Raw genomic sequence first — 25,362 nt, forward strand, 5'->3', positions numbered from 1 at the left:
CGGGACGGGTGAGGTAACGTCCCCGACCGGTGCGCCGGAGGCGGTGCGAGGAGCGAGGGGAAGGCCCAGGTGGCTGGCCGAGAGGACGGGAACCGGCAGCGGGAGACGCAGGCCGGGCAGGGTCCGGCGTGGGCGGAGGAACTGCTCGAGCACCTGCGCCCGGCGGGGCGGGACGTGCGCAGGGTCGTGGGCTGGCTCTCCGGTGCCGTGCGCGGGTCCGTGGCCCTTCAGGACGCCGCCGGGAACCTCATGGCCGGAACCCGGATCCCGCTGGACGAGGACCTCGTCACGGACATCACGGCCGGCCGGATCGCCTCCGCCGCCTGGCAGAGCCGGGAACGTCATCTGCGCCTGGTCAGGGTGGAGCACCCGTCCCACACCTGCGTCCTGGCCGTCTCCCGCGAGACCCCCTTCGACCGCCGGGCCGCCGACGTCGTCACGCACACCGCCCAGGTGATCGAGCTCCTGCTGACCGCGCGCGAGTCGACGGCCGCCGGACACCGGCTCCGGCGGGCCACCTCCGACCTGCGCCTGGCGATCCTGCAACTGCTGATGGTCGAGGACACCATCGCCGCCCGCCGCGTCGCCGCCGGACTCTGGCCCGGACTGCTCGACGCCGACACGGCGTGCGTGTACGTCGTCGAGTCCGACCCCGCCGTACGCGACCGGATCGCCGAGGAGTGCCTGGACAGCACCAGGGAGGACGCCCTGGTCGTGCGCTGCCCGGCCATGGACGGCCACGTGATCGTCGTCAGTCCCCGCGAAACCGCCGGCGAGGCCCTGCGGTCACTGGTCGGCCGGCACCCGGACATCTTCCTCGGCGGCAGCGTCCGGCAGAGCCTCGCCCGGACCGCCACCGCCTACGGACAGGCCGTCAGCGCCCTCGCCGTCGCCCACTTCCGGCCCGACAAGACCGCGGTCTACGCCGAGCGCACCCACCCCGAACGCCTCATGGACCCGCAGGCGCTGCGCGCCTGGACCGCCCGGGTGCTGCGCCCGCTCGACACCCTGCCGCACCACACCCGCGCCGAACTCCTCGCCACCACCCGCCTCGGCCTGGAATTCACCGCTGTCAACGCCGCCAAGGTCCTCGGCGTCAGCCGCAACACCGTCCGCGCCCGCATGGAACGCGTGGAGGCCCTGCTCGGCACCGACTTCGCCGACCTCACCGTCCGGACCGTGGTCCACCTGGCGCTCAACACCCAGATCGGCCTGATCGACGCCCAGTTCACCGACGCCACCGCGGACTCCACGCTCCGGCTCTCCGACCTGCTGTCCGGGCCCGCCGTACGCACCTGGGCCCAGCACCTGCTGGGCCGGCTGGACGCGGACGCCAGGAACCCGCGGCGGACGCTGCGCACCTGGATCGCCGCCGGCGGCAACGCCGAACGGGCCGCGCAGGCCCTGGGCATGCACGCGCAGACCGTGCGCGAGCACGTCCGCAGCGCCGAACCCGTCCTGGAACGCCAGCTCCTCGCCGCGGGCACCGACCTGTACGAGGTCGTGCTGGCGCACCTGGCCGTCGGCGACCTCGACCTGCCGGTTCTCCACCGCCACGACTGACCGGTTTGCCTCGGAGGCAACCGGCCGGTCAGGTCGGGGCGGGACGAAACAGGGCTATCCGGACTCAGCTGTGCACGGGTGAGCCCTGTTGAGCACGCAACGGGCATCGACGCGATTCACAACGCCTCCGCCGTTCACGTAGCTTCAACGAGCCGCGGGGGCTCGACCGGAACGGGGGACCGGTCGCGCTCCCGCGAGCTGCCCCGCGGGGCGGCGTCTGTCCGGTGGCCTCAGCCCCGCAGCCGCACCGGGATCTCCTGCCAGCCGAAGGCGATGAAGGACGGCACCTGCCGCAGGCCCTCGTCACCGGTGGCCAGGCTCAGGCCGGGGAACCGGTCGAACAGCGCCGGCAGCGCGGTCAGCGCCTCCAGACGGGCCAGGGGCGCCCCGATGCAGCGGTGGACCCCGATCCCGAACGCCAGATGGTCGTCGGCGGCGCGGGTGGCGTCGAAGACGCCGGCGTCCGGCCCGTAGTGCTCGGGGTCGAGCCCCGCGGCGGCGTACGTCGTGAGGATGGCGTCACCGGCCGGGATCGTGATGCCGCCGACGGTGAGGTCGCTGACGGCGAACCGGAGCGGCAGCGAGGCGATCGACGGGTGCGCGCGCAGCGTCTCGTCGACGACGGCGTCCCAGCCGATCTCCCCGGACCGTACGGCGGCGAGCTGCTCGGGGCGGCGGAGCAGGGCGACGGCCGCGTTGCCGATCAGGTTGACGGTGGTCTCGAAGCCGGCCCCGATGACCAGCAGCAGCGTGTACAGCAGCTCCTCGTCGCTGAGCCGGTCGCCGTCCTCGTCCCGGACCCGGATGAGCTCGGTGGTCATGTCGTCACCGGGGTGCGCGGTCTTGTGCGCGATCAGCGCGGGCAGCACCGTGCCGATCTGCCGCTGCACGGACGCCGCGTGCTCCGGGCTCGGGTCGGTGGTGTCCATGAGGGCCGCGATCATCCGGGCGGTGTCCCCGCGTAACTCGTCGGGGACACCGAACAGTTCGCAGATGATCCGCATCGGCAGCGGATGGGCGAACCCCTCCTTGATGTCCACGACCTCGCCGTCGGCCGCGTCGAGCGAGTCCAGCAGCTCCGCGGTGATCGCCTCCACCCGGGGCCGCAGCGCCTCGGTGCGCCGGTGCGTGAAGCTGGGCGCCACCAGCTTGCGCAGCCGCGTGTGGTCCGCGCCGTAGGTGGAGAGCATGTTGACCACGCCTACCCAGCTCACGATCCAGCCCCAGGACGGGTGCTCGCCGATCTCGGGCCACAGCCGCCAGTGCAGCCGCGGGTCCTTGCTGACCCGCGGGTCGAGGATGAGTTCCTTCAGCGTGTCGTAGCGCGTGGGCGCCCAGGCGGGGATGCCGCCGGGCAGCTCCACGGGCACGATCGGGCCGAGGGTGCGCAGCCGGGCGATCTCGCCCGCGATGTCCGCGCCGGACGGGTCGAGTGCGATGCGGTCGGTCACGGTCACGGTCGTCCTCCTGGCTGATCGGGGGAGCGGGGAGTGAAACGGACGGGCAGCGCCGTCAGCGAGCGGTGGAACGGGCCGGGCCGCCAGGTGAGACGCTCGCGGGGCAGCACGGGTTCCAGGTCGGGCAGCCACTGGGTGAGCCGTTCGATCGCCTCCGTGGCGATGAGCAGGGTGTGCTGCTTGACCGGGCAGGCGTGCGGGCCCGCCGACCAGGACAGGTGGGAGGCGTCGCCCGGGTGCCGGTCCGCGCCGCGCTCCTGCTCGGTGGCCTGCGCCAGCGCCCCGTACGAGATCACCACCGGCACCGCGGCCCTGATCCACACTCCGTGGAAGGTGACGGGCGTGCGGGCGTAGTGGATGCCGTAGTTGGCGAGCGGCGTCTCGTGGTGCAGCACCTCCAGCACCGCGTCCGTCACCGGCCGGGCGCCGCTGGTGAGCGTCGAGTAGAACGCCGGGTTGCCGAGGATCCTGGACAGCGCGTTGGACACCAGGTTGGCCGTCGGCTCGTGGCCGGCGCCGAGCGTGAGGAACACCTGCCAGGTGACCTCCTCGGGGGTCAGCCCCGCCGGATGGTCCAGCAGCCAGCTCGGCAGGTCGTCGCCGCGCCGCTCGGTCTTGGCCGCGATCAGCTCCAGCACGTACCCGCCGAACTCCGCCTCGCCCTGCGCCGCCTGCGCGCCGCCCTCGATCAGCTTGCCGAGCGCGGCGTCGAGCCGGTCGCTCGCGCTGTCCGGCAACCCGAACAAACTGTTGAACACCAGCGCCATCAGCGGCCGGGTGAACTCGCCGACCAGGTCGGCCTCGCCCCGCGGTCCGATCCGGCTCACCAGCAGGTGCACCGCCCGGTGCACCCGGGCCCGCAGGTCGTGCGGCTCCACCAGGTCGAAGGCGTCGATCAGCGTGGTGCGGTAGCGGATGTGGGCGGCACCGTCGGCGAACAGGGTGTTGGGCCGCCAGCGCATCATCCCGAGGACGGGGGAGTCGTCGGGGACGGTGGCCTGCCAGGGCCGGGGATCGTGCGAGAACGTCTTCGTGTCGTGCAGCAGGTCCAGCGCCGCCCGCCGGTCCGTGACGACGTACGCCGGCACACCGGGCGCGAGTTCCGCCCAGCCGACCGGGCCCTGGGCGCGCAGGGCGGCGTAGTACGGACGGGGATCGCGGGCGAAGCCGTCCTCCCACAGGCGGACGGGCGCCGCGAGGGAGAAGGCCTGCTCGGCAGGGGACGGGTGGGTCACCGGTGCTCCGCGGGTCGGTCGATCAGGTGCTGGACGAGGGCGAGCAGGGAGTCGATCGAGGAGTCCGCCTCGCGCGCGTCGCAGGTCACCATCGGGGTCGTCGGTTCCAGGTCCAGGGCGGCGCGCAACTGCTCGGGCGTGTGGTGCCGGGGGGCGTCCGGGAAGGTGTTGAAGGCGACCGCGTACGGCAGCCCGGTCTCCTCCACCAGCCCGAGCACGTCGAACGAGGCGTCGATCCGGCGGGCGTCGACCAGCACGAGCGCGCCGAGCGCCCCGTGGGCGATGTCGTCCCACAGCGACCGGAACCGCTCCTGCCCGGGCGTGCCGAACAGGTACAGCACGATCCCGCCCGGCAGGCTGATCCGGCCGAAGTCGATGGCGACCGTGGTGGTCGACTTGTCCCGGACCCCGGCGAGATCGTCGACCTGCGCGGACGGCTCGGTGAGCTGCTCCTCCGTGTGCAGCGGGCGGATCTCCGAGACGGAGTCGATCAGGGTGGTCTTGCCCACCCCGAAAGGCCCCGTGACCAGGATCTTCACCAGGTCGTGGGCGGTGTCCGGGAGATGGATGCCACCACCGCCGGCGGTGGTGTCAACGGTGCTTGAGGTCGCGGAGGCCATCGGCCACTCTCTTCAGCAGGTCGGGGTCGAAGCGCCGGGCGGGCGGGATCGGCGCGCGGGCCAGCACCAGGTCACGGTCGATGAGGTCGTCGGCCAGCACCAGCACGGCGGAGACGGGCAGCCGCAGCAGGGCCGCGGCCTCCACCACCGTCAGCGACCCGTACTCCAGCTCCTCCAGCAGGGCCGCCTGCGCGGCGGGCAGATCGGCGGGAGCCGGCTCGCCGCTGCCGGTGAGAACCGACAGCCGCTCCAGATGGGCACGGCTGGGCCGGGCCACCCCGCCGGTCGACAGATACGCGGGAACCAGGGGACGGCCGCCTCGGCGGCCGGTCATGCCGGCGTGTCGCCGTCGGCACCTCGGGGCCCGGCGGCCATCGCCTTCTCGCCCAGCCGCGCGACCTGCGAGTGCACCCGGTGCGCGAGCAGGTCCAAGCGCACCTCGGGATCGCCGTACGCGGCCACACAGGTGCCGTGGTCCGTCGGCACGATGAGCACGTAGCCGTGGTCCGACTCGATGACGACCTGCCGGATGTCGGCTCGGTCGGTGTCGGCGAACGCCGCCGCCGCGGTACGGCAGGCGCCCTGCACGGTGCTGGTGATGGCGGCGACCCGCTCGGCCGACGGCTGCGACAGCGCGTCGGTGTAGCCCGTCACGAACCCGTCCCGGGTGAGCAGGACGGCGGCCACGACGTGCGGCACCTCCAGGACCGGTTCGAGCACCCAGGCCGTGTCCCCCGTTGCGCGGCTGGTCATCGAGCCGTTCCCCCTTCGTGGTCGTTCCGGTCTCGGCCGGTGTCGTCGGTCGCTCCGTCGGCCGTGGTCGCGGCCGGGGCATCATCAGGTACGGCTGGAACGGCGCCGGTGTTCGGCCGGGCGGCGAAACGTGCGGCAGCCGTGCCGGACTGAAGGGCGCCGAGGGCGGCGGCGGACTCCTCGGGGCGCCGTGGCCGGCGCTGCGGTGCGGGTGCGGGTTCGGAGGCCGGGGTGTTCGGCAGGGGCGTGGCCCGGCTGCGGCGACGCCGCTGGGGAAGGCCGCCGCTGTCACGGGGGCCGTGGTGGCCGGGGGCCGGGGTGGAGGCCTGGTCGTCCTGGTCCGTGCCGTAGCCGTGATCGTCGGACGGGGTGGGACGGGTGGCGGTGGTGGTGGACGGCTGCTCGGGCTTCCGGGACGCGGTGTCCGCGGCCGGCTCGGCTTCATGGGCCGGGCCGGGAGGGGCGGAAGCGGCGGCAGGGGTGGCTTGGGCGGAGGCGTCCGGCTCGGCACCGTGCGACGAGGCGCCACTCGGGGAGGAGGCAGCACCGCCCGCCGTCTCTCGCTCCGCCCTGCGCGTCGAACGCGGGGCGCTGGCCGCCGGGGGCAGTTCGGCGGGATCGATGCGGGTCAGCAGGTGGCTGTCGACCCGCAGCACCGCCCGCACACCGCCGTACGGGGACGGGGAGGACAGGTCCACGCTCAGATCGAACTGCCGGGTGAGCCGGCCGATGGCAGCGAGTCCCATGCGCGGCGGGTCGCCGAGCTCGGTGAGCAGGATCGGTTCGGAGCCGGCCACCAACCACTGGGCACGGGCCCGTTCGTCCTGCGTCATGCCCAGCCCGGCGTCGTCCACGGTGACGCAGACACCGTGGTGGACGTCCTCCAGGTTGACCACGACGTCGGTGTCGGGCGCCGAGTGGCGCAGCGCGTTGTCGAGGAGCTCGGCGACGATGATGGCGACCGGCTCGACCGCGTGGGACACCAGGGCGGTGCCCGCCGCCAGGTGGTTGTGGACCCGGACGCGCCGGTAGCCGGCGAGCCGGGCCTGACCGCCCGTCACCGCGTCCACGAGGTGGGACTCCTCCCGGGCCAGTCCCACCCAGGCCCCGCACACCACCGCGGCGATCTGCGCGCGCCGCAGCGACTGCTCGTTCTCGTGGTCCAGCTCGAACAGGGTCTGCGCCAACTCGGGGTCGTCGTACCGCTGTTGCAGACCGCGCAGGGCGTCCTGCAACCGGTACAGCGCCGCCTGGATCTCCCGCGTGGCGCCGCGCATCCCGGCCTGCGCGGCGGCGTCGATCCTGGTGCGCTGCGCGGCGAGTTCGGCGTGCAGCCCCTTCAGCACCTGCTCCAGCGCCAGGCCCAGGGGCGAACCGGCGAGCTGCGGGTTGAGCGGACCGGGCACGGTGACGTGCGGATGGGCCGCCTGCCGGGCCGCGGCGGGCACACGCCGCGCCGCCAGGTGCTCGACCTCGGCCGTGAACGTCCGCGAGGTGCCGTCGAGTTGCGCCCTCAGTGCGGCCGTCTTGGCACGCTGCGCGGCCAGTTGCCGTCGTGAGCGAAGCCACCCGCCGCCGAGGGCGAACGCGGACAGTGTGCCGACGGCGAGACCGCCGACGACCAGGTCCGGTATTTCGATCATCGAGTCGAGTCCAGGGGGAGTCGGGCATGTGGCGGAGTCCGAGGTGCTCTGACGAGCCACCCGCAGCACAGTACACACCGTCATCGACCGATCTCGCACGGTGGATCGGCACTTCTTTCGGAAAGTGACCGGCGTCTGTTCGCTTCTGTGGCAACTGTCGGGATTGCCGTACGGAGGAGGGGAGTTGGTGGTGCACACGGATCCGGCTCCCCGGATGGCAGCCGGTCCCGGGAGGGCGTGATCGGATGGTGACCGAAAGTGATGCGGACGGGCTGTGTGCCCGGCCGGAGGACGGGTACCCGTCCGGCGCCTGAAGAGAGGTCCGCTCCGCGAGAAGGAGGTCCGAATGGCCAGCGAGACGGAGACCGGCGGCGTGACCGGTACGCAGGACAAGGACTACAACCTGATCTGGTACGTCGAGGCGTGCCTGAACAACGCCCTGCGCCTGGAGAGCTACATCCAGGACGCGGAGCGCGCCAAGGACACCGAGGTCGCGGACCTGTTCCGCAAGGCCCAGGCGGACAGCCGCAAGGGTGCCGAACTGGGCAAGAACCTCCTGCGCGCACGCCTCAACGGCGGCTGAGGCCCCACCGGGGTCACAGGGCCCGGACATCGCCGGTCGGCGGGTCCGGGCCCTTTTGGTGCCCGGCTCTTCGATGAGGTCAGAGCCGGAGGACCCGGCTCACCCGCTCGGCGAGCTCGTCCTCCGACAGCGTGAGGTCGACGGTGACCGTGGGCAGCCGGAGGCGTGCGGTCTCCTCGCGGAGGCGTTCCGTGAACATGTGGTCCCGTGCGGCGATGTTGCGGTTCGCCCGCTCCGGGTCACTGGTCCTCGCCGTGAAGCCCTCTCCCGGCGGGGCCCGGCTCGTGAGCGCGGCCTGCCGGAACTCCGGTGTGGGCAGGAGCCAGACCGCGTGTCCGGGCTCGGTGAGCAGGGGCTGTACGAGGTGCGGCAGCAGACGGAAACCCTCGACGACGACACACGTCTCCCGCGGCATGCGCAGCAGGTCCTCGACGATCAGCCCGAAGCCCTCACCGCGGTACCAGTGGAACGTCTCGAGCATGATCTCCGGAGGCCGGTTCACCCAGCGCTCGTCCATGTCCATGGCCATGAACTCGTGCAGGAACGGGGCCTCGTCGGGAGTGGTCCGGCGGGCGTGATCCCCCATCACATCGTCGGTCGAGTACAGACGCCAGCCCTGCCGATCGGCGAGTCCGCGGGCGATCGTGGACTTGCCCGCGCCGCTCCCGCCCCCGATCCAGTAGACGTGCCGCATGCCTCTGCTCTCCCGTGAACGCGCTCTGATTGTCAGTGGCGGATGCCACGATGCCGGCAGCTCACCATCCCATCCCCGGACGAGGAGGAGCTGATCGTGCGCAGGCCGGTCGAGGGAGAGGTCCATGTGCATTACGGCCAGATCTACGTCGAGACCGATCCGGACAATTTCGAGCTGGGCCTCTCGGAGGCCTTCGCCGGGCAGCGTGCGGGACTGTGCGGGGCGGCGACACCGGGCGCCCTGTGGCTGAACACCGGGCTGCACACCGGCGACGTGGGCTTCACGGTGGAGGTGCACGAGCAGGCGCCGCCGCTGGACCCGGCCTGGGAGGACGTGGTGGAGGTGTCCTTCCGTCCCGTGTCGGCGGACGGCGCGCTGGTGGAATGGGGAGGGGGAGCCTCCTGGCAGCTCGGCCTGGACGAGACCGACTACCGGGTGCGGTACTCAGCCAAGGGCATGGACCGGGCGAGCGAGCGGGACATCCGCCCGGACGGCGAGCCCCCGCTCGACTGCTACCTCCTCCAGTTCTGGCCCGCCCCGCCCGAGCCGGACCGTGTTCTGAAGCAGAGCTCGCAGGCCGCCGCCTACTGGCACCGCTACGCCCGCGAACTGCCGCCGCCTCCCACACCCGCCGAACGCGCCGAAGCCGAACGCCAGGCCCGCCTCGCGCAGGAGACGGCGGAACGGGAACGCCGGCTCGCCTTCGAACGATGGCAATGGGGCGGACAGCCACCGAGCCAGGCCCTGCGCGACGTCGGCGGCAGCGTCCGCGGCCTGCTCGAATTCGACCCCGCCCTGGTTCACGCGATCGACGCCTCCGGCCCCGCCACCCAGCGCGCGGTGGCCGTGTTCGTGGCCCGCCGGGCGTGTGAGGCGGCCGGTCTCACCGCCCTCGACTGGGTCGCGGACGCGCTCACGGCCCTGGGCGAAGGCCGTCCACTGCCGCCGCCGTTCGACGACGAGGCCCGCATGTGGCAGAGGCTTGCCACCGACCCGCGTGTCCCGGACCGGACCGTCGGCCGGGCCGTCCCACCCGAGCGGCCCCCTTTCCGGCCGCCCGCGTCTGCGGACGATCCCATCCCGCAGCCCCAGGATGCGGCACGGGCTGTGGTGGGCCCTGCGGCCGCCGTGGTGGAAGCGGCGGCCGCCGACTCCGCCATGTGTGCCGGGGCGTTCACCATCGGCCGACCGGACCCGTCCCTGCGGATGTCGCAGCCGCACATGGCCCTCCCCGCGGTGACCGGTGCCGCCGAACCCGACCCGCTCCGGGCGGCCCTCGACGCGGTGTCCGCGGCCGTCGACGCGTACGGCGAGAACCACCCGGCCCTCCTCGCGGAGGTGTGGTCCGTGTGCGAGGGACGGCACGGGTAGCCGGCGCCTGACCGCGCCCCGGTTCACGCACACTGACCAGGGCGGCAACGCCCTGGGAACGAGGACCGCGGCGGCGGTGCCGGGCACAGCTGGTCGCGGTGCGCAAGTGCGGCACGTACGGGCGGCACGTGACTGACCCCGCTCCGCCGGGTACCCGGGCGTTCCGCCAGGACCGGCCGGGCGGCCGCTCGCGGCGCCGCCCCGGTCGGCCGCCGGCCATGAGCCGAAGGAGCCCATGCATATGACGGACGTATCCGGTACCGGTCCCGCTCCGGGCGACGACCGCAGGGTCCTCACCAACCGCCAGGGCCATCCGGTCTACGACAACCAGAACCAGCGCACCGTCGGGCCCCGCGGCCCCGCCACGCTGGAGAACTACCAGTTCCTGGAGAAGATCAGCCACTTCGACCGGGAACGCATCCCCGAGCGCGTCGTGCACGCCCGCGGCGTCACCGCCTACGGTCACTTCGAGGCCTACGGCACCTGGGGCGACGAGCCGATCAGCCGCTACACCCGGGCCAAACTCTTCCAGGAGCGCGGCAAACGCACGGACGTGGCCGTCCGCTTCTCGACCGTCATCGGCGGACGCGACTCCTCCGAGGCCGCCCGCGACCCGCGTGGTTTCGCGGTCAAGTTCTACACGGAGGACGGCAACTGGGACCTGGTCGGCAACAACCTCGGCGTCTTCTTCATCCGTGACGCGATCAAGTTCCCGGACGTCATCCACGCCCTCAAGCCGGACCCGGTGACCTTCGAGCAGCAGCCCCGCCGCATCTTTGACTTCATGTCGCAGACGCCCGAGTCCATGCACATGCTCGTCAACCTGTTCAGCCCGCGCGGCATCCCCGCCGACTACCGCCACATGCAGGGCTTCGGCGTCAACACCTACAAGTGGGTCAACGCCGACGGCGACACCAAACTGGTCAAGTACCACTGGATGCCCAAGCAGGGCGTGCGCAGCATGACCGAGGAGGACGCGGCCAACGTCCAGGCCGACTCCCTCGGCCACGCCACCAAGGACCTGTACGAGGCCGTCGGACGCGGCGACCACCCGGAGTGGGAACTGCTCGTCCAGATGATGGACGACCACGACCACCCCGACCTCGACTTCGACCCGCTGGACGACACCAAGACCTGGCCCGAGCAGGACTTCCCGCCGAAGCCGGTCGGCCGGATGGTGCTCGACCGGATGCCGAAGGACTTCTTCGCCGAGAACGAGCAGATCTCCTTCGGCACCGGCGTCCTCGTCGACGGCCTCGACTTCTCCGACGACAAGATGCTCGTCGGCCGGACCTTCTCCTACAGCGACACCCAGCGCTACCGGGTCGGCCCCAACTACCTGCAACTGCCCGTCAACCAGGCCAAGAACGCGGACGTCCGCACCAACCAGCGTGACGGCCAGATGGCGTACCACGTGGACGGCGGCGGCGAGAACCCGCAGGTCAACTACGAGCCGTCGATCACCGGCGGCCTGCGCGAGGCCCGCTACCCGACCCACGACGAGCAGGGACCCGTGATCGAGGGGCGGCTCACCCGCAAGCGCATCCCCCGCACCAACGACTACATGCAGGCGGGCCAGCGCTACCTGCTCCTGGAGGACTGGGAGCGCGACGACCTGGTGAAGAACTTCACCGACCTGCTGTCCCAGTGCGACCGGCCCGTGCAGGAGCGCATGGTCTGGCACTTCCTGCTGGTCGAGAACGACCTGGGCCTGCGGGTCGGCGAGGGGCTGGGCATCGGCCCCGAGGACGTGGCCGGTCTGGAGCCGCTGGCGAGCCAGGACCTCACGGACGAGGACCGCGAGCGCCTGGCCAACCTGGGCAAGAACCCACCGCGCGACGTCGAGGGCCTCACCATGACCCACTGCGTGCCGGACGAGCGGCACGTCGTGACCCGGTGACCGGTCACCCCGTCAGGGCGCCACGGGCCACCGCGAGGGCCTGGTCCGCGTAACCACGGCCGAACAGCACGGCGTGCACCAGCAGCGGGAAAAGCTGGTGCACGCCGACGCGGTCCGCCCAGCCGTCGGCGAGCGGCGCCTCCTCCTGGTAGCCGCCCAGCACCTGCTCCAGGTACGGGCAGCCGAACAGACGCAGCATCGCCAGGTCGGTCTCGCGGTGTCCGCCGTGCGCGGCCGGGTCGATCAGCCGGACATGCCCGTCGGCCGCCCACAGCACGTTGCCGTTCCACAGGTCGCCGTGCAGCCGCGCGGGCGGTTCGGCGGGCCCCGCCAGCTCCGGCAGCCGCTCGCACAGTCGTTCCACGTCGGTCGCCTCACCGGGCCGGACCGTGCCCTGGTCGACCGCGCGCCGCAGATACGGCAGCACGCGATGCTCGGCGTACCAGCCCGGCCAGTCGGCGCCGGGCTCGTTGCGCATCGGGGCGAGCCCGATGTACGCGTCCGCCGGACCGTCCGGGGGCGGCGCGCCGAACGCGGGCGCCCCGGCGGCGTGCAGGGCGGCCAGGTCACGGCCGAAGCGGACCGCCGCCTCCCGGCTCGGCCGCCCCTGCGCGACCCGGTCGACGACCAGCCAGTTCCCGTCGTGGCCGTGCACGGCCGGTACCCGCACCGTGCCGGCGCCGACCAGCCAGCGCAGCCCGGCCGCCTCGGCCCGCGCCGCCCCCGGATCGTCGGCACGCTTGGCGATCACCACCCGCCCGTCGTCGAGCGTGACCTCGGCGAGGGTCCCGGACAGCGGCCGTTCACCCGTGACCGCCCGCCCTGTGAGCCGGGCCACGACATCCGCTGGGGCGGTCATACGCGCTCCTCCCTCGGGTCCGAGCTTGATCGAACACCCAGCGTACGACCGGGCCCCCGGTGGCCCGGCACTCAGCCTTCGGATCCGCAATCGACATCCAGCAACTGGATCGGCCGCGTCGCGTCCAGGTCGACGTACGCCGTGAAGTCAGCCTTGTCGGACCCGCCGTTCCAGTACGTGCTCACGGTCGCCCAGCCGACCCCGGCGGACTGGGCGGTGGTGACCGGACCGATGTCGATGGACGCCGGGACGTTCTGCGCGCACAGCAGGACGTCGAACTCCGGGTTGGCCGCCACCTTCTCCTCGAGGTGCGGCGAGATCCCGTACTTGCGGGCGAAGTCGCCCGGGCCGTGCTCGCCGTAGAAGTCCTCGAGGAAGGTGTGGATCTCCTCGGCGGTGTACCGGTCGCCGGTGGCGGCGGTGGACACATTCGCCACGTCCCGGTCACGCGGGACGGTGAAATCCCGCCGCCCGCCGACAGAACCGGCCGCCGCCGGGGGACCAGTCGGAGCATGACGAGTTCATCGTTCCAGCGCACCATCGCCCTGCCCGCCCCTGTGTGCGAACAGGCCGCACAGCACCTGGAGCAGGCCGCGCACCGGGCCATCGACGGGGCCGCGATCCCCCTGAAGGCGTTCCGCGCGGCCGCCGACAACGACTTCATCCTCCCCGCGCCGATCGTCGAGCAGGCGGCTGCCTGCCTGCTGGTCCTCGCCACGGAGACCGCCCAGACCGTACGTCCCTCCGCCCTGCGCGCCACGATCAGCGTCGCGCTGCGGCTGCGGGACGCCGTGGAGCTGTCGCACCAGCCGGCTCTCAGCAGCAGGTTCTGGTAAGGCGGGGTTGGCGGCGGGGAGCCTGTGCGTCAGTGCTCGCGGAAGGCGACATCGACCTGCTTGCGGCGCAGTTCCTCCAGCGTGGCGCGCTGCCGCCGGGCCCGTTCGATGAGGTCGTCGAGCTGCCGCGCGTCCAGGCGCGGGTCCGTGGCGGCCAGGTCGCGGAGCGTCTGCCAGCCGGCCGTCTTGCCCTCCACCCCCAGACCCATCGCCTCCAGCTCCCACAGCGTGCTCAGCGGGGACCGCCGCACCAGGCTGCCGTTGCTCTTCAGCCGGCCCATCTGCTCGGCCGCCCGGCCCGCGTAGACCTTGTAGCGGCGCACCGGCACGTCGAGCCGCCGCATGATGTGGAGCAGGCTCGCCCGGTCCTCGGCGATCTCGGCGGTGATCGGTTCCAGGGCGTCGCCGAGCGCCGTACCCCGGCACGAGCGCAGCAGATAGCGGATCCGCGCGGTCCCGGCGGTGGCGCCGGCGAGGTGGTCGTTGAGGTAGATGCCCAGCAGCGACATGTCGGTGGCCGGAGCACGGTGGGCGCCCGGCGGATCCGTTCGCTGTTCCGTCATGACACTGCTCCTGTTCCTGCTCCGGCCCTGTCCCGGGGCGGCGGCCGGAACAGGGGATTCACCGGACTTTTCCGGCTTGCGGGAGGCTACGCGGGGCGGGTGCCCGGGACCTTCCCGGCGAAACGGGATCAGCTCCCTGCGTACGAGCCTCGTCCGGGCTGTGGCCGAGGCCACAGCCCGGACGAGGTCCCGATCACGTCCGGGGACGCGAGGCGGCGGCTACCGTCTACGGGCAGATCCCCCGCTTCCCCACCCCTTTCGGACGGCCCGGCAGTGCAAGCAGACCTCTCTCCTGTCATCGCGGCGACCGCCCAGTGGCTGACCCGCGCCTTCCCCGCCTCCGGCGGAGCGCTCGCCTCCGCGCTGTGCGAGGTGCAGGCCCGGCAGGCCGTGACGGTCGCGGCGTGGCTCAGGTACCCGACGGCGATGGACGCCGCCCTGGTCGACGTGGCGGGCCCGGGCGGCTCCGCGCGGCTGGACTGGGTCACCGGCGCCGACGCGTCCCTGGACGACGACGTGGACGCGCACGCCTGGCGCACCTGGGTGGACGAGGTCGTGGCCAGTTGGGCGGCGAGTCTGCTCACCGACCCGGAGCTGGCCGCCCTGGCGGTGGCCGCGCTCGCCGAGGGCAGCCACAGCACCGGCGCACCGGCCGAGTTCCGCCGCCTCGTCGCGCCCGACGACAGCGACCAGCGCGCCGCCGCCCTGCTGCGCCACCCCGACCTGCTCGCCCCCGTGGCCGAACTGCACCACACCCAACTCCTCGACCGCCTGCTCCCGGGCCGCACACTGATCGCCTGACGGGGGGCAGGCCCCCACCGGCTCACGGCGGTTTCGCCTCGCCGACTATTCGGCGGTGCCTGGCTGCCGGTCCCCGACGGCACTGGTCTGCACGCCCCGTCACGGGCTGGACGAGCCCACCCCGCTCCCAGCCCTCCACTCACCTCCTCACCTGCGCGAACAGCCGGTAACCCCACTCCGTCACCCTCCGTGACTCACCGGTTTGCCGTACGCGACCGTGCCGTGTTCGCTGCGTCGGCGGACGCTGATCGTGGGCTCGACGGCCTCCGGCCACCCTCAGCGGTCCGAGGCGCACACCGTCGTGCCGGGCCGTACGCCGCTGACGGAGGAGAGACCGAGATGACCACCGCCCTCTCACGGAGCTGGGAACACGCCGTCGTCACGGGCGGCGCCGGGTTCGTCGGTTCCCACCTGTGCGCCGCCCTGCTGGACGCGGGCGCGGCCGTCACCTGCGTGGACGACTTCTGCACCGGCCGGCCCGAGAACATATCCCCGCTGCTCGAACGGCCCGGTTTCACGCTCGTGCAGGCCAACGTCGCCGAGGGCCTGCGGATCAAGCGAAGGCCCGACCTCGTCCTGCACTTCGCCTCCCCGGCGTCCCCGGCGGACTATCTGCGACTGCCGCTGCACACCATGGAGACGGGCAGCCTCGGCACCCGCAACGCCCTGGAACTCGCACGGTCCTCCCGAGCCCGCTTCGTCCTCGCCTCGACCTCCGAGGTCTACGGCGACCCGCAGCAGAACCCCCAGGACGAGCGCTACTGGGGCAACGTCAACCCGGTCGGCCCGCGCAGCGTCTACGACGAGGCCAAACGCTTCGGCGAGGCGCTGACCACCGCCCACGCCGACACCCACGGCACCGACACCTGCATCGTGCGGCTGTTCAACACCTACGGCCCGCGGATGCGCGGCCACGACGGACGCGCGGTGCCGACCTTCGTGCGGCAGGCCCTGGCCGGCGAGCCCCTCACCGTGACCGGCGACGGCCGGCAGACCCGGTCGCTGTGCTACGTCGACGACACCGTCCGCGGCATCCTCGCGGCGGCCGCCCACGGCATGCGCGGCCCCGTCAACATCGGAAACCCGACCGAGATCACCATGCTCGACCTGGCCCGGCTGGTCGTCGAACTCGCCGGCTCCCCGTCGGAGATCCGCTTCATCGAACGCCCGGTGGACGACCCGGCCGTGCGCTGCCCGGACATCACCCTGGCCCGCGACAAGCTCGGCTGGGAACCGCAGGTGCGTGCCGAGGAGGGGCTGCGGCGCACGATCGCATGGTTCCGCGAGGAACCGGCGACTGACCACGACTGACCCGCTCGGGCACCTCCCCCCCCGCACCACCGCGTCCGGATTCCTTCCCGACCGCCGAAAGGGCCGCCACCCCCCATGCGCATCCTCGGAATCAACGCCCTCTTCCACGACCCGGCCGCCGCCCTGGTGATCGACGGGCGGACCGTCGCCGCCGCTGAGGAGGAGCGGTTCTCCCGGCGCAAGCACGGGAAGCGACCCCTGCCGTTCGCCGCCTGGGAACTGCCCGAGAAGGCCGCTGCCTGGTGCCTGAAGCGGGCCGGGCTGCGCCCGCAGGACCTCGACGCGGTCACCTACTCCTTCGACCCGGCACTGGCCCGGCCCGCCGAGGACATGGGCCTGGACGACCCGTGGGACCACCTGCGGCTGACGTACGCCCGCGAGGCACCCGGATTCCTGCGGACGGCCCTGCCCGGCCTCGACCCCGGCATCGTCCGCTTCGTGCCGCACCACATGGCCCACGCCGCCTCCGGCGCCTTCGCCGCACCGGACGCCGGCGACTCCTCCGTACTGGTCCTGGACGGCCGCGGCGAACGCGCCTCCCACCTGGCCGCACGCCGCGTGGGCGACCGGCTGGAGGCGCTGTACGCGCAGGACCTGCCGCACTCGCTCGGCCTCGTCTACGAGGAACTCACCGAACACCTCGGATTCCTGCGCTCCTCCGACGAGTTCAAGGTGATGGCGCTCGCCTCCCACGGCACCCCGCGCATGCTCACCGAACTGCGCCGCCACGTGTACCCGACCGGCGACGGCGGCTTCCACGCCACCGGCGTGCCCTGGCACGAGCTGTGCGCTCCGCGCGGCGCCGGCGAGCCGTGGACGCAGGAACACGCCGACGTCGCCGCCAGCGCCCAGGCCGTGCTGGAGGAGACCCTGCTCGACCTCGTGCGCTGGCTGCACGGCCGTACCCACGACCAGGTGCTCACCCTCGCCGGAGGCGTCGCACTCAACTGCGTCGCCAACTCACGTATCGCACGCGAGGGCCCCTTCTCCCGGGTGTGGGTGCAGCCCGCCGCCGGAGACGCCGGAACCGCCCTGGGCGGCGCCCTGCTGCTGTCCGCCGGCGCCGGCGACGAGCCGGAGCCCATGTCCGGCGCCGACCTCGGCCGGGACTGGTCCGACGCGGAGCTCGGAGCCTGGCTGAAGACGGCCGCCGTACCCTTCGAGCGGCCCCCGGACATCGCCGCCACCGTCGCCCGCGCCCTCGCGGACAACGCGATCGTCGCCTGGTTCCAGGGCCGCTCCGAGTACGGCCCCCGGGCGCTCGGCCACCGCTCCCTGCTGGCCCATCCCGGGCACGCGGGCAACCTGGAACGGCTCAACGACGTCAAGGGCCGCGAGCAGTTCCGGCCCGTCGCCCCCATGGTCCTCGCCGACCGCGCCGCCGAGATCTTCGACGGCCCGCTGCCCAGCCCGTACATGCTGTTCGTGCACGACGTCGCCCAGGAGTGGCGGGACCGCATCCCCGCCGTGGTCCACGTCGACGGCACCGCCCGCATCCAGACCGTCGACCCGGGCCGCGAGCCGCTGGTGGCCCGCATGCTCGGCGAGTTCGAGCGGCTCACCGGGCTGCCCGTGGTCGTCAACACCAGCCTCAACACCGCCGGGCGGCCCATGGTCGACGACCCGCGCGACGCCCTGGAGTGCTTCGGCTCCTCGCCCGTCGATCTGCTCGCCATCGGCCCGTACGCCATCCGCCGCGGTGACCTGTTCCGCACCGAGGACGCCGGAGGCCTGCGATGACCGAGCCCGAAGCCCGTGCACGGGACGCCGAGTACGCCGTCGTCGTCCCGACCCTCGGACGGCCCAGTCTGCGCGTGTGCCTGCACGCCCTGGCCGAGGCCGGCGGACCGGGGCCGGTCCGGGTGGTCCTCGTCGACGACCGGCCCGGCGCGGCCCGTCCGCCCCTGACCGCCGACGTCCCGCCGTCCCTGCGCTCGCGCACCATCGTCGTACCCGGCGGGGCGCGCGGACCCGCCGCCGCACGCAACCTCGGCTGGCGGGCCGCCGGTGACGTGCCCTGGATCGTCTTCCTCGACGACGACGTCGTACCCGGGCCCACCTGGGGCGACGACCTGACCCTCGACCTGTCCGCGGCGACGGAGCGGACCGCCGGGATCACCGCCCGGATCGACGTGCCGCTGCCCGCCGACCGCCGCCCGACCGACTGGGAACGCAACACGGCCGGACTCGCCGCCGCCCGCTGGATCACCGCGGACATGGCCTACCGCCGGGCCGCGCTGGCCGCCGTCGGCGGATTCGACGAGCGCTTCCGGCGGGCCTTCCGGGAGGACGCCGACCTCGCGCTGCGCATCCTCGACGCCGGCTGGACGCTCACCGGGGGCCGGCGCACCACCACCCACCCCGTGCGGCCGGCCGGGCGCTGGACCTCCGTCCGTCTCCAGGCCGGCAACGCCGACGACGTGCTGATGACCCGGCTGCACGGCCGCCACTGGTGGCGCCGGGCCGAGGCGCCTCGCGGGCGGCTGCCTGTCCACCTGGCCGTCACCGGAGCGGGCGTGACCGCGCTGGGCTGCGCCCTGCTCGGCCGGCACCGGCCGGCCGGGGTCTGTGCCGCCGCATGGCTGGCCGGCACGACCGAGTTCGCCCTGGCCCGGATCCTGCCCGGGCCGCGCACCCGCGACGAGGTGCTCACCATGGTCGTGACCAGCGCTCTCATCCCGCCGGCCGCCACCTGGCACTGGCTGCGCGGGCGACTCGCCCACCGTACGGCCCGGCCGCTCAGCCCGCTCGGGACCGGCGGGCCGGAGCCCGCGGCCCGCCCGGCGGTCAGGGAACGGCTGCGGTCATGACCCGGCCCACCGGTCCATGGCTGCTCTCCGGGCCGTACGGGCCCACCGGCGTGCGGCAGCCCCCGCACGCGCACGACCCCGGCGGCCCGCTCCCCGCGGCTGTCCTCTTCGACCGCGACGGCACCCTCGTCGCCGACGTCCCCTACAACGGGGACCCGGCGCGGGTCGCGCCCATGCCGAGGGCCCGGGAGGCCCTCGACGCCGTGCGCGCCGCCGGGATTCCCGTCGGCGTCGTGACGAACCAGTCGGGCGTGGCCCGTGGCCTGCTGACCCCCCGCCAGGTCGAGGACGTACGCCTGAGGGTGGAGGAACTGCTCGGGCCGTTCTCCGTCTGGGCCGTGTGCCCCCACGGGCCGGGGGAGGGCTGCGGCTGCCGCAAACCCGCACCCGGCCTGGTCCTGGCCGCGTGCCGCAGGCTCGCCGTTCCGCCCGAACGCACCGTCGTCATCGGCGACATCGGGGCCGACGTGGAGGCCGCGCGCGCCGCCGGGGCCCGCGGCGTCCTGGTCCCCACGGCCGCCACCCGCCCCGAGGAGACCGTGTCGGCCGACACCACGGCGGCCGACCTGCTCGCCGCGGTTCGCATCGTCCTCGACCCGGCACCCGTCGCCGCGCCGGCGGGACAGCCACGACGGGATGCCGGTGCGGCGACGGGGGAGTGGCGGCACAGCCCGGCCGGGCCGGTCGGCGAACCGCGCCGCCATCGGGCCGCGTCGGCGGCGGTACCCCGCGGTCACCCCGCCCTGCCGTCGGGGGAGGCGCGATGACCCCCTTCCGTTCCCGCAGCCGCCTGCCCCGGACCCTCGTCGTCCGCCTCGACAGCGCCGGAGACGTGCTCCTGGCCGGGCCCGCCGTGCGGGCCGTCGCGGCCGGGTCCTCGTACACCGCGTTGCTGTGCGGACCGCAGGGCGCCGCGGCGGCGCGGATGCTGCCCGGGGCGGACGACGTGCTGACCTACGACGCCCCCTGGGTCGGGCTGGAGCCGCCTCCGGTCACGCGGGCGGCCACCCGGCGGTTGATGGACACGCTCACCGCGGGCCGCTTCGACCGGGCGCTCGTCCTCGTGTCGTACCACCAGAGCCCGCTGCCGATCGCCCTGCTGCTCAGGCTCGCCGGGATCGGATGGACCGCCGCCGACAGCGAGGACTACCCGGGCGCGCTGCTCGACCTGCGGCACCGCAGACCGCCGCACCGCCCCGAGGCCCTCGCCGCCCTCGACCTGGCCCGCGCCGCGGGCTACGCCCTGCCGCCCGGCGACGACGGCGGACTGCGCGTCACACCGCCGCCCCCCACCACCCGCCTCACCGGGCCCGAGCCGTACATCGTCGTCCACCCCGGCGCCGCCGTCCCCGCCCGCGCCTGGACCCCCGGCCGGGCGGCACGGGCCGTCGCCGCCCTGTCCGCCGAGGGATACCGGGTCGTCGTCACCGGAGGCCGCGCCGAGCGGGAGCTGACCGCGCGGGTCGCCGGGCGGCACGCACTGGACCTCGGCGGCGCCACCGACCTGCCGCACCTGGCCGGAGTCCTCGCCGGGGCGCGGGTCGTCGTGGCCGGGAACACCGGCCCGGCCCATCTCGCCGCCGCCGTCGGCACACCCGTCGTCAGCCTCTTCGCACCGGTCGTGCCGGCCGAACTGTGGGCCCCCTACGGCGTACCGCACGTTCTGCTCGGCGACCGGTACGCCGCCTGCGCGGACACCCGGGCCCGGCACTGCCCCGTGCCGGGACACCCCTGCCTGGACGGCATCGGCGACGCCGAGGTGCTCGCCGCCGTGGCGGCCCTCACGGACGACCCGGCGGACCAGGAAGAACAGACGGAGCGAGGAGCGGCCGTATGAACATCCTGCTGTGGCACGTGCACGGCTCCTGGACGACCGCGTTCGTCCAGGGCCCGCACACCTACCTCGTCCCCGTCACCCCGGGCCGCGACCCGGACGGCCTCGGGCGGGCCCGTACCTTCTCCTGGCCCGCCTCGGTGCGCGAGGTCACCCCCGGGGAACTCCGCGACACGCCCGTCGACCTGGTCGTCCTGCAGCGGCCGCACGAACCGGAGCTGGCCGAACGCTGGCTCGGCGGACGCCGCCCCGGCCGGGACGTACCCGCTCTGTACCTGGAGCACAACGCGCCCGACGGCGACGTACCCGACACCCGGCATCCGTGCGCCGACCGCTCCGATCTGACGATCGTGCACGTCACGCACTTCAACCGGCTGTTCTGGGACTGCGGAACCACCCGGACCGAGGTCGTCGAGCACGGCATCGTCGACCCGGGCCACCGCTACACCGGCCGGCTCGCGCGCGCCGCGGTCGTCGTCAACGAACCCGTGCGACGCGCCCGGTACACCGGCACGGACCTGCTGCCCGCCCTGGCCGAGGCGGTACCGCTCGACGTGTTCGGCATGGGCACCGAGGGCCTGGCCGGCCACCTCGGCCTGCCACCGGACCGGTGCCGCACCGCCGACCTGCCCCAGAGCGAGCTGCACACGGCCATGGCCGAACGCCGCATGTACCTGCACCCGGTGCGCTGGACCTCCCTCGGCCTGTCCCTGCTGGAGGCGATGCACCTCGGCCTGCCCGTCCTGGCCCTCGCCACCACCGGCGCCGTCGAGGCCCTCCCGCCCGGCGCGGGCACCCTCTCCACTCGCCCCGACGTCCTGGCCCGCGTCGCCCGCCGCTACCTCCACGAACCCGAGGCCGCGGCCGCGGACGGAGCCCGGGCCCGGCAGGCGGCCCTCGAACGCTACGGGCTCAAGCGCTTCCTGGCCGACTGGGAGCGCCTGATCACGGAGGTGTGCTCATGACCCCGTCCCTCAGCCCCTTCCCCACCGGACCGCTCGGCGGCGACCCCCTCGACCCGGGCGTCCTCGCGATCGCGCTCGTCTCGGAGCACGCGAGTCCCCTCGCCGCGCTCGGCGGGGTCGACGCCGGCGGCCAGAACGTCCACGTCGCCTGCCTCGCCGGGGCGCTCGCCGACCGCGGTCACCGTGTCACCGTCTACACCCGCCGTGACGCGCCCGACCTGCCCTGCCGGGTGGAACTGCGCGACGGCGTCGAGGTGCACCACGTCCCCGCCGGGCCGGCCGAGCCGCTGCCCAAGGACGAGCTCCTGCCGTACATGGGTGAGTTCGGCCGTTACCTGGCACGCGGCTGGCGCACCCGGGCCCCCGACCTGGTGCACTCGCACTACTGGATGTCGGGCCTGGCCGCGCTGCGGGCGAGCCGCGCGCACGGGCTGCCCCTGCTGCACACGTACCACGCCCTCGGCACCGTGAAGCGACGGCACCAGCGCCAGGCCGACACCAGCCCGCCGGAGCGGATCCCCGGCGAGACCGAGATCGGGCTGGGCTGCGACCGCATCGTCGCCACCTGCCGGGACGAGGCCGCCGAACTGACCCGCATGGGCATACCTCCGCACAAGATCGGCATCGTGCCGTGCGGCGTCGACCCCGACCGGTTCAGCCCCAAGGGCCCGGCCGCGCCACGCGGACCGTACCCGCACCGGCTGCTCCAGCTGGGCCGGCTGGTGCCGCGCAAGGGCGCCGCGGTGGCCGTCGCCGCACTGGCCCGGCTGCCCGGCACCGAGCTCGTCGTGGTCGGCGGGCCGCCCGCTGACCGGCTCGACGACGACCCGGAGGTGCGGCGGCTGCGCGGCATCGCCCGGGACGCCGGCGTCGCCGACCGGGTCCGTTTCACCGGCGCCGTGCCCAGCGAGCAGGTGCCGCCGCTGCTGCGCTCCGCCGACGTCGTGGTGTGCCCCGCCGACTACGAACCCTTCGGCATCGTCCCGCTGGAAGCCATGGCCTGCGGCGTGCCCGTCGTGGCCAGCGCGGTCGGCGGGCAGCTCGACACCGTCGCCGACCCCGGCACCGGACGGCTGGTGCCGCCCCGCGACCCCGAGGCCCTGGCCCGCGCCGTCGCCGGCCTGCTCGCCGACCCGGCGGCCCGCGCCGCGTGCGGGGCGGCCGGCCGCCGCCGGGTCCTGGGCCGCTACGGCTGGGGCCAGGTCGCCGCGGCCACCGAGGCCGCCTACTGCGAGGTCCTCGACGCCGAGCCCGCCGCGACGGGCGCCGGCTGAAGCGATCCGTCCCCGACCCGCCGGCCGTCGCCGACGCCTGAAGACCGAAGGAGGTGCGGGTCCGCCACCGTCCACCGGGCGGCGGCACACCCGAACAGCATGAGCGAACACTCTGCACACCCCGCGCTCGATGCCGCCCGCCTGCACTGCCGGTCACTGGACGAGGCACTCGGCCGGTTCCGCGGGGACGGCCTCGAACGGATCGCGGACTGGGGCAGCCGGCTCGCCGACGTCCTCACCGGCGGCGGCCGCCTGCTCGCCGCGGGCAACGGCGGCAGCGCCGCCCAGGCCCAGCACCTCACCGCCGAACTGGTCGGCCGCTACCGCCAGGAACGCCGCGCCTACTCCGCGCTCGCCCTGCACGCCGAGACGTCCAGCGTGACCGCCATCGGCAACGACTACGGCTTCGACCACGTCTACGCCCGCCAGGTCAGCGCCCACGGCCGCCCCGGCGACATCCTGATGCTGCTGTCCACCTCCGGCCGCAGCGCCAACCTCATCGCCGCGGCCGTGACCGCCCGCCAGGCCGGACTGCGCGTCTGGGCGCTCACCGGGCGCGGCCCGAACCCCCTCGCGGAAGCCGCCCACGACGCCCTGTGCGTCGACGCCGGCAGCACCGCGAACGTCCAGGAGATCCACCTCGTCGCCGTCCACCTGCTCTGCGAGTGCTTCGACACGGCCGTGTCGACACCCCTCGCACGGCGCACGGTCCTCACTCACGGAGGCACCTCATGACCGGACCGGAACCGCTCGCGGTCGTCGGGGACGTCCTCCTCGACGAGGACATCGAAGGCGTCTCCACCCGGCTCTCCCCGGACGCCCCCGCCCCCGTCGTCGACGTCACCGGCGACCGGCGGCACCCGGGAGGAGCCGGACTGGCCGCCGCCCTCGCCGCGCGCGGCGGCCGGGAGGTGGTCCTGGTGACCGCGCTCGGTGACGACGACGCCAGCGAGGCCGTACGGCGTGACCTGCGCGGCCGGGTCCGGCTGCTGGAGCTCCCGCTCAAGGGCACCCTGCCGGTCAAGACCCGTGTCCTCGCGGGAGGCCGGCCCGTCGTCCGCATCGACCGGGGCGGCGGCACCCCCGGCGAACCCGACGACGCGGTCCGGGAGGCACTGGCGAGCGCCCGCGCGATCCTCGTCGCCGACTACGGGCGCCACACCGCGGGCGCCCTGCGGCCGCACCTGGAGGCCGCCGCCCGCCGCACACCCCTGGTGTGGGACCCGCACCCCAAGGGTGACCCGCCCGTGCCCGGAGCCCGGCTCGTCACCCCCAACGCGGCGGAGGCGCGAGCCCTGTACCCCGGCTCCGGAGGGACGTCACTGGGCGCGTACGCGGAGCGCGGGACGCGGCTCGCGGAGCGGTGGCGCGCCGCGGGTGTCGCTGTCACCCTCGGTGACCGCGGGGTGCTGCTGGCCCGGCCCGGCTCCGGTACGCCGATGCTCGTGCCCGTGCCCTACCGGGCCGCCGGGGACCCGTGCGGGGCGGGCGACTGCTTCGCCGCGACGACGGCGGCGGCCCTCGCCGACGGCCTGCTCCCCGAGGAGGCGCTGCAACGGGCCGTCGCCGAGGCCGCCGCGTTCGTCGCGGCCGGCGGCGCGGGCAACCCCGACCTGTGGCGGACCGAGCCGCCGCCCGGCCCCGCGGACGACGCCGCGACCGACGCGTTCGCCCTCGCGGAGAGCGTCCGGGCCCGGGGCGGCACCGTGGTCGCCACCGGCGGCTGCTTCGACCTGGTGCACGCCGGTCACGTCGGACTGCTGGAGAGCGCCCGGCGCATCGGCGACTGCCTCATCGTGTGCCTGAACTCCGACGCGTCCGTCACCCGCCGCAAGGGCCCGGGCCGCCCGCTCAACCCGGCGGCGGACCGCGCCCGCGTCCTCGCCGCGCTCGGCAGCGTCGACGCCGTCGTGGTCTTCGAGGAGGACACCCCCGAGGCGGTACTGGCCCGCCTGCGCCCGGACGTCTGGGTCAAGGGCGGCGACTACTCCGTCCAGGACCTGCCCGAGGCGGAGGCGCTCCGCACCTGGGGCGGCCAGGCCGTGGTCCTGCCCTACCTCGACGGCCGCTCCACGACCTTGCTGACCCGCCGGGCGGCGAAGGCGGCGACGGTGGCTCTGCGGCCGTCGGGTTCCTGACGACCTGACGACCTGACGACATGAAGACATGACGACGTAACGACTGACCTACCGCTGAGGCGCCCCGCCTGGGGCGGTCGGGCTGATCGGTTGTGGGGGTTCTGGGGCCCTGCCGGGGCGGTCGGGCCGATCGGGCGTGTGGCTCTGGGGAC

At 74.2% G+C, this 25,362-nt stretch carries 25 protein-coding genes; 15 read left to right on the forward strand and 10 right to left on the reverse strand.

All coding sequences use genetic code 11. The features are described 5' to 3' along the window. Positions 1–69: 69 nt before the first annotated feature. The gene (locus tag CP976_RS40685) at positions 70–1,563 is read left to right on the forward strand and encodes a helix-turn-helix domain-containing protein (RefSeq protein WP_150484848.1); all 1,494 of its coding nucleotides are present in this window, start codon (positions 70–72) and stop codon (positions 1,561–1,563) included. Between the two features lie 230 nt (positions 1,564–1,793). Here the strand turns inward: CP976_RS40685 and CP976_RS40690 are convergent, their stop codons facing one another. The 6 genes from CP976_RS40690 to CP976_RS40715 are packed head-to-tail and all read right to left on the reverse strand — an operon-like array spanning position 1,794 to position 7,271. Next, a complete protein-coding gene (locus tag CP976_RS40690; RefSeq protein WP_150484849.1) occupies positions 1,794–3,020 on the reverse strand; it encodes a cytochrome P450 family protein in 1,227 nt (408 codons plus the stop codon). Beyond that, entirely contained in the window at positions 3,017–4,255 is a 1,239-nt protein-coding gene (locus CP976_RS40695; protein WP_150484850.1) for a cytochrome P450 family protein, read from the reverse strand. The genes CP976_RS40690 and CP976_RS40695 overlap by 4 nt, the downstream gene beginning before the upstream one ends. Next, positions 4,252–4,875, reverse strand: coding sequence for a GTP-binding protein (locus CP976_RS40700; RefSeq protein ID WP_150484851.1), 624 nt, complete (start codon positions 4,873–4,875; stop codon positions 4,252–4,254). The genes CP976_RS40695 and CP976_RS40700 overlap by 4 nt, the downstream gene beginning before the upstream one ends. Beyond that, the gene (locus CP976_RS40705) at positions 4,847–5,209 is read right to left on the reverse strand and encodes a DUF742 domain-containing protein (protein ID WP_150484852.1); all 363 of its coding nucleotides are present in this window, start codon (positions 5,207–5,209) and stop codon (positions 4,847–4,849) included. Before CP976_RS40705 ends, CP976_RS40700 begins: the two co-directional genes overlap by 29 nt. Continuing rightward, a complete protein-coding gene (locus CP976_RS40710) occupies positions 5,206–5,628 on the reverse strand; it encodes a roadblock/LC7 domain-containing protein (protein WP_150484853.1) in 423 nt (140 codons plus the stop codon). Before CP976_RS40710 ends, CP976_RS40705 begins: the two co-directional genes overlap by 4 nt. Beyond that, positions 5,625–7,271 (reverse strand): ATP-binding protein, encoded by a 1,647-nt coding sequence (locus tag CP976_RS40715; RefSeq protein WP_150484854.1) that lies wholly within the window; start codon positions 7,269–7,271, stop codon positions 5,625–5,627. Before CP976_RS40715 ends, CP976_RS40710 begins: the two co-directional genes overlap by 4 nt. A gap of 346 nt (positions 7,272–7,617) precedes the next feature. Between CP976_RS40715 and CP976_RS40720 the strand changes: the two genes are divergently transcribed. Beyond that, a complete protein-coding gene (locus CP976_RS40720) occupies positions 7,618–7,854 on the forward strand; it encodes a hypothetical protein (RefSeq protein WP_150484855.1) in 237 nt (78 codons plus the stop codon). A 79-nt stretch (positions 7,855–7,933) separates the two neighbouring features. Here the strand turns inward: CP976_RS40720 and CP976_RS40725 are convergent, their stop codons facing one another. After that, a complete protein-coding gene (locus CP976_RS40725; RefSeq protein WP_150484856.1) occupies positions 7,934–8,548 on the reverse strand; it encodes a hypothetical protein in 615 nt (204 codons plus the stop codon). Between the two features lie 96 nt (positions 8,549–8,644). Here CP976_RS40725 and CP976_RS40730 point away from each other — a divergent pair, with 96 nt between their 5' ends. Continuing rightward, a complete protein-coding gene (locus tag CP976_RS40730; protein ID WP_208838956.1) occupies positions 8,645–9,919 on the forward strand; it encodes a hypothetical protein in 1,275 nt (424 codons plus the stop codon). A 241-nt stretch (positions 9,920–10,160) separates the two neighbouring features. Then, positions 10,161–11,819: a catalase gene (locus CP976_RS40735; protein WP_150484858.1), complete on the forward strand. Its 1,659-nt coding sequence runs from the start codon at positions 10,161–10,163 to the stop codon at positions 11,817–11,819. Between the two features lie 4 nt (positions 11,820–11,823). Here CP976_RS40735 and CP976_RS40740 read toward each other — a convergent pair whose 3' ends face one another. Continuing rightward, entirely contained in the window at positions 11,824–12,678 is an 855-nt protein-coding gene (locus CP976_RS40740) for a fructosamine kinase family protein (RefSeq protein WP_150484859.1), read from the reverse strand. 71 nt (positions 12,679–12,749) lie between these two features. Beyond that, the gene (locus tag CP976_RS40745) at positions 12,750–13,115 is read right to left on the reverse strand and encodes a hypothetical protein (RefSeq protein WP_150484860.1); all 366 of its coding nucleotides are present in this window, start codon (positions 13,113–13,115) and stop codon (positions 12,750–12,752) included. A 75-nt stretch (positions 13,116–13,190) separates the two neighbouring features. Between CP976_RS40745 and CP976_RS40750 the strand changes: the two genes are divergently transcribed. Then, on the forward strand, positions 13,191–13,514 hold the full coding sequence (locus CP976_RS40750; protein ID WP_150484861.1) for a hypothetical protein: 324 nt from the start codon (positions 13,191–13,193) through the stop codon (positions 13,512–13,514). 29 nt (positions 13,515–13,543) lie between these two features. Here CP976_RS40750 and CP976_RS40755 read toward each other — a convergent pair whose 3' ends face one another. After that, positions 13,544–14,077, reverse strand: coding sequence for a hypothetical protein (locus CP976_RS40755; RefSeq protein WP_150484862.1), 534 nt, complete (start codon positions 14,075–14,077; stop codon positions 13,544–13,546). 273 nt (positions 14,078–14,350) lie between these two features. Here CP976_RS40755 and CP976_RS40760 point away from each other — a divergent pair, with 273 nt between their 5' ends. The 10 genes from CP976_RS40760 to rfaE2 all read left to right on the forward strand — a co-directional run bounded on the left by CP976_RS40760 (position 14,351) and on the right by rfaE2 (position 25,210). Beyond that, positions 14,351–14,878, forward strand: coding sequence for a hypothetical protein (locus CP976_RS40760; RefSeq protein ID WP_150484863.1), 528 nt, complete (start codon positions 14,351–14,353; stop codon positions 14,876–14,878). Positions 14,879–15,217: 339 nt separating this feature from the next. Continuing rightward, a complete protein-coding gene (locus CP976_RS40765; protein WP_150484864.1) occupies positions 15,218–16,189 on the forward strand; it encodes an NAD-dependent epimerase/dehydratase family protein in 972 nt (323 codons plus the stop codon). 75 nt (positions 16,190–16,264) lie between these two features. Continuing rightward, positions 16,265–17,929, forward strand: a complete 1,665-nt coding sequence (locus CP976_RS40770) for a carbamoyltransferase family protein (protein ID WP_150484865.1) — start codon at positions 16,265–16,267, stop codon at positions 17,927–17,929. Beyond that, the gene (locus CP976_RS40775) at positions 17,926–18,999 is read left to right on the forward strand and encodes a glycosyltransferase family 2 protein (RefSeq protein ID WP_150484866.1); all 1,074 of its coding nucleotides are present in this window, start codon (positions 17,926–17,928) and stop codon (positions 18,997–18,999) included. The genes CP976_RS40770 and CP976_RS40775 overlap by 4 nt, the downstream gene beginning before the upstream one ends. Further along, the gene (locus CP976_RS40780; RefSeq protein ID WP_150484867.1) at positions 18,996–19,766 is read left to right on the forward strand and encodes a D-glycero-alpha-D-manno-heptose-1,7-bisphosphate 7-phosphatase; all 771 of its coding nucleotides are present in this window, start codon (positions 18,996–18,998) and stop codon (positions 19,764–19,766) included. The genes CP976_RS40775 and CP976_RS40780 overlap by 4 nt, the downstream gene beginning before the upstream one ends. After that, on the forward strand, positions 19,763–20,836 hold the full coding sequence (locus CP976_RS40785) for a glycosyltransferase family 9 protein (protein WP_167537507.1): 1,074 nt from the start codon (positions 19,763–19,765) through the stop codon (positions 20,834–20,836). Before CP976_RS40780 ends, CP976_RS40785 begins: the two co-directional genes overlap by 4 nt. Next, positions 20,833–21,798 (forward strand): glycosyltransferase, encoded by a 966-nt coding sequence (locus tag CP976_RS40790; RefSeq protein WP_150484869.1) that lies wholly within the window; start codon positions 20,833–20,835, stop codon positions 21,796–21,798. The genes CP976_RS40785 and CP976_RS40790 overlap by 4 nt, the downstream gene beginning before the upstream one ends. After that, on the forward strand, positions 21,795–23,072 hold the full coding sequence (locus CP976_RS40795; RefSeq protein WP_190146961.1) for a glycosyltransferase: 1,278 nt from the start codon (positions 21,795–21,797) through the stop codon (positions 23,070–23,072). The genes CP976_RS40790 and CP976_RS40795 overlap by 4 nt, the downstream gene beginning before the upstream one ends. Positions 23,073–23,171: 99 nt before the next feature. Further along, the gene (locus CP976_RS40800; RefSeq protein ID WP_150484870.1) at positions 23,172–23,807 is read left to right on the forward strand and encodes a D-sedoheptulose-7-phosphate isomerase; all 636 of its coding nucleotides are present in this window, start codon (positions 23,172–23,174) and stop codon (positions 23,805–23,807) included. Further along, a complete protein-coding gene (rfaE2, locus tag CP976_RS40805; protein ID WP_150484871.1) occupies positions 23,804–25,210 on the forward strand; it encodes a D-glycero-beta-D-manno-heptose 1-phosphate adenylyltransferase in 1,407 nt (468 codons plus the stop codon). The genes CP976_RS40800 and rfaE2 overlap by 4 nt, the downstream gene beginning before the upstream one ends. Positions 25,211–25,362: the final 152 nt, after the last annotated feature.

The sequence above is a fragment of the Streptomyces coeruleorubidus genome, from assembly GCF_008705135.1.
GTDB lineage: Bacteria > Actinomycetota > Actinomycetes > Streptomycetales > Streptomycetaceae > Streptomyces > Streptomyces coeruleofuscus.

What these genes read in the sequence shown, in the direction of transcription:
- CP976_RS40700 (WP_150484851.1), bottom strand. Translation starts at nt 4,875, where the DNA reads ATGGCCTCCGCGACCTCAAGCACCGTTGACACCACCGCCGGCGGTGGT.
- CP976_RS40705 (WP_150484852.1), bottom strand. Translation starts at nt 5,209, where the DNA reads ATGACCGGCCGCCGAGGCGGCCGTCCCCTGGTTCCCGCGTATCTGTCG.
- CP976_RS40710 (WP_150484853.1), bottom strand. Translation starts at nt 5,628, where the DNA reads ATGACCAGCCGCGCAACGGGGGACACGGCCTGGGTGCTCGAACCGGTC.
- CP976_RS40715 (WP_150484854.1), bottom strand. Translation starts at nt 7,271, where the DNA reads ATGATCGAAATACCGGACCTGGTCGTCGGCGGTCTCGCCGTCGGCACA.
- CP976_RS40720 (WP_150484855.1), top strand. Translation starts at nt 7,618, where the DNA reads ATGGCCAGCGAGACGGAGACCGGCGGCGTGACCGGTACGCAGGACAAG.
- CP976_RS40725 (WP_150484856.1), bottom strand. Translation starts at nt 8,548, where the DNA reads ATGCGGCACGTCTACTGGATCGGGGGCGGGAGCGGCGCGGGCAAGTCC.
- CP976_RS40735 (WP_150484858.1), top strand. Translation starts at nt 10,161, where the DNA reads ATGACGGACGTATCCGGTACCGGTCCCGCTCCGGGCGACGACCGCAGG.
- CP976_RS40740 (WP_150484859.1), bottom strand. Translation starts at nt 12,678, where the DNA reads ATGACCGCCCCAGCGGATGTCGTGGCCCGGCTCACAGGGCGGGCGGTC.
- CP976_RS40750 (WP_150484861.1), top strand. Translation starts at nt 13,191, where the DNA reads ATGACGAGTTCATCGTTCCAGCGCACCATCGCCCTGCCCGCCCCTGTG.
- CP976_RS40755 (WP_150484862.1), bottom strand. Translation starts at nt 14,077, where the DNA reads ATGACGGAACAGCGAACGGATCCGCCGGGCGCCCACCGTGCTCCGGCC.
- CP976_RS40765 (WP_150484864.1), top strand. Translation starts at nt 15,218, where the DNA reads ATGACCACCGCCCTCTCACGGAGCTGGGAACACGCCGTCGTCACGGGC.
- CP976_RS40770 (WP_150484865.1), top strand. Translation starts at nt 16,265, where the DNA reads ATGCGCATCCTCGGAATCAACGCCCTCTTCCACGACCCGGCCGCCGCC.
- CP976_RS40775 (WP_150484866.1), top strand. Translation starts at nt 17,926, where the DNA reads ATGACCGAGCCCGAAGCCCGTGCACGGGACGCCGAGTACGCCGTCGTC.
- CP976_RS40780 (WP_150484867.1), top strand. Translation starts at nt 18,996, where the DNA reads ATGACCCGGCCCACCGGTCCATGGCTGCTCTCCGGGCCGTACGGGCCC.
- CP976_RS40785 (WP_167537507.1), top strand. Translation starts at nt 19,763, where the DNA reads ATGACCCCCTTCCGTTCCCGCAGCCGCCTGCCCCGGACCCTCGTCGTC.
- CP976_RS40790 (WP_150484869.1), top strand. Translation starts at nt 20,833, where the DNA reads ATGAACATCCTGCTGTGGCACGTGCACGGCTCCTGGACGACCGCGTTC.
- CP976_RS40795 (WP_190146961.1), top strand. Translation starts at nt 21,795, where the DNA reads ATGACCCCGTCCCTCAGCCCCTTCCCCACCGGACCGCTCGGCGGCGAC.
- CP976_RS40800 (WP_150484870.1), top strand. Translation starts at nt 23,172, where the DNA reads ATGAGCGAACACTCTGCACACCCCGCGCTCGATGCCGCCCGCCTGCAC.
- rfaE2 (WP_150484871.1), top strand. Translation starts at nt 23,804, where the DNA reads ATGACCGGACCGGAACCGCTCGCGGTCGTCGGGGACGTCCTCCTCGAC.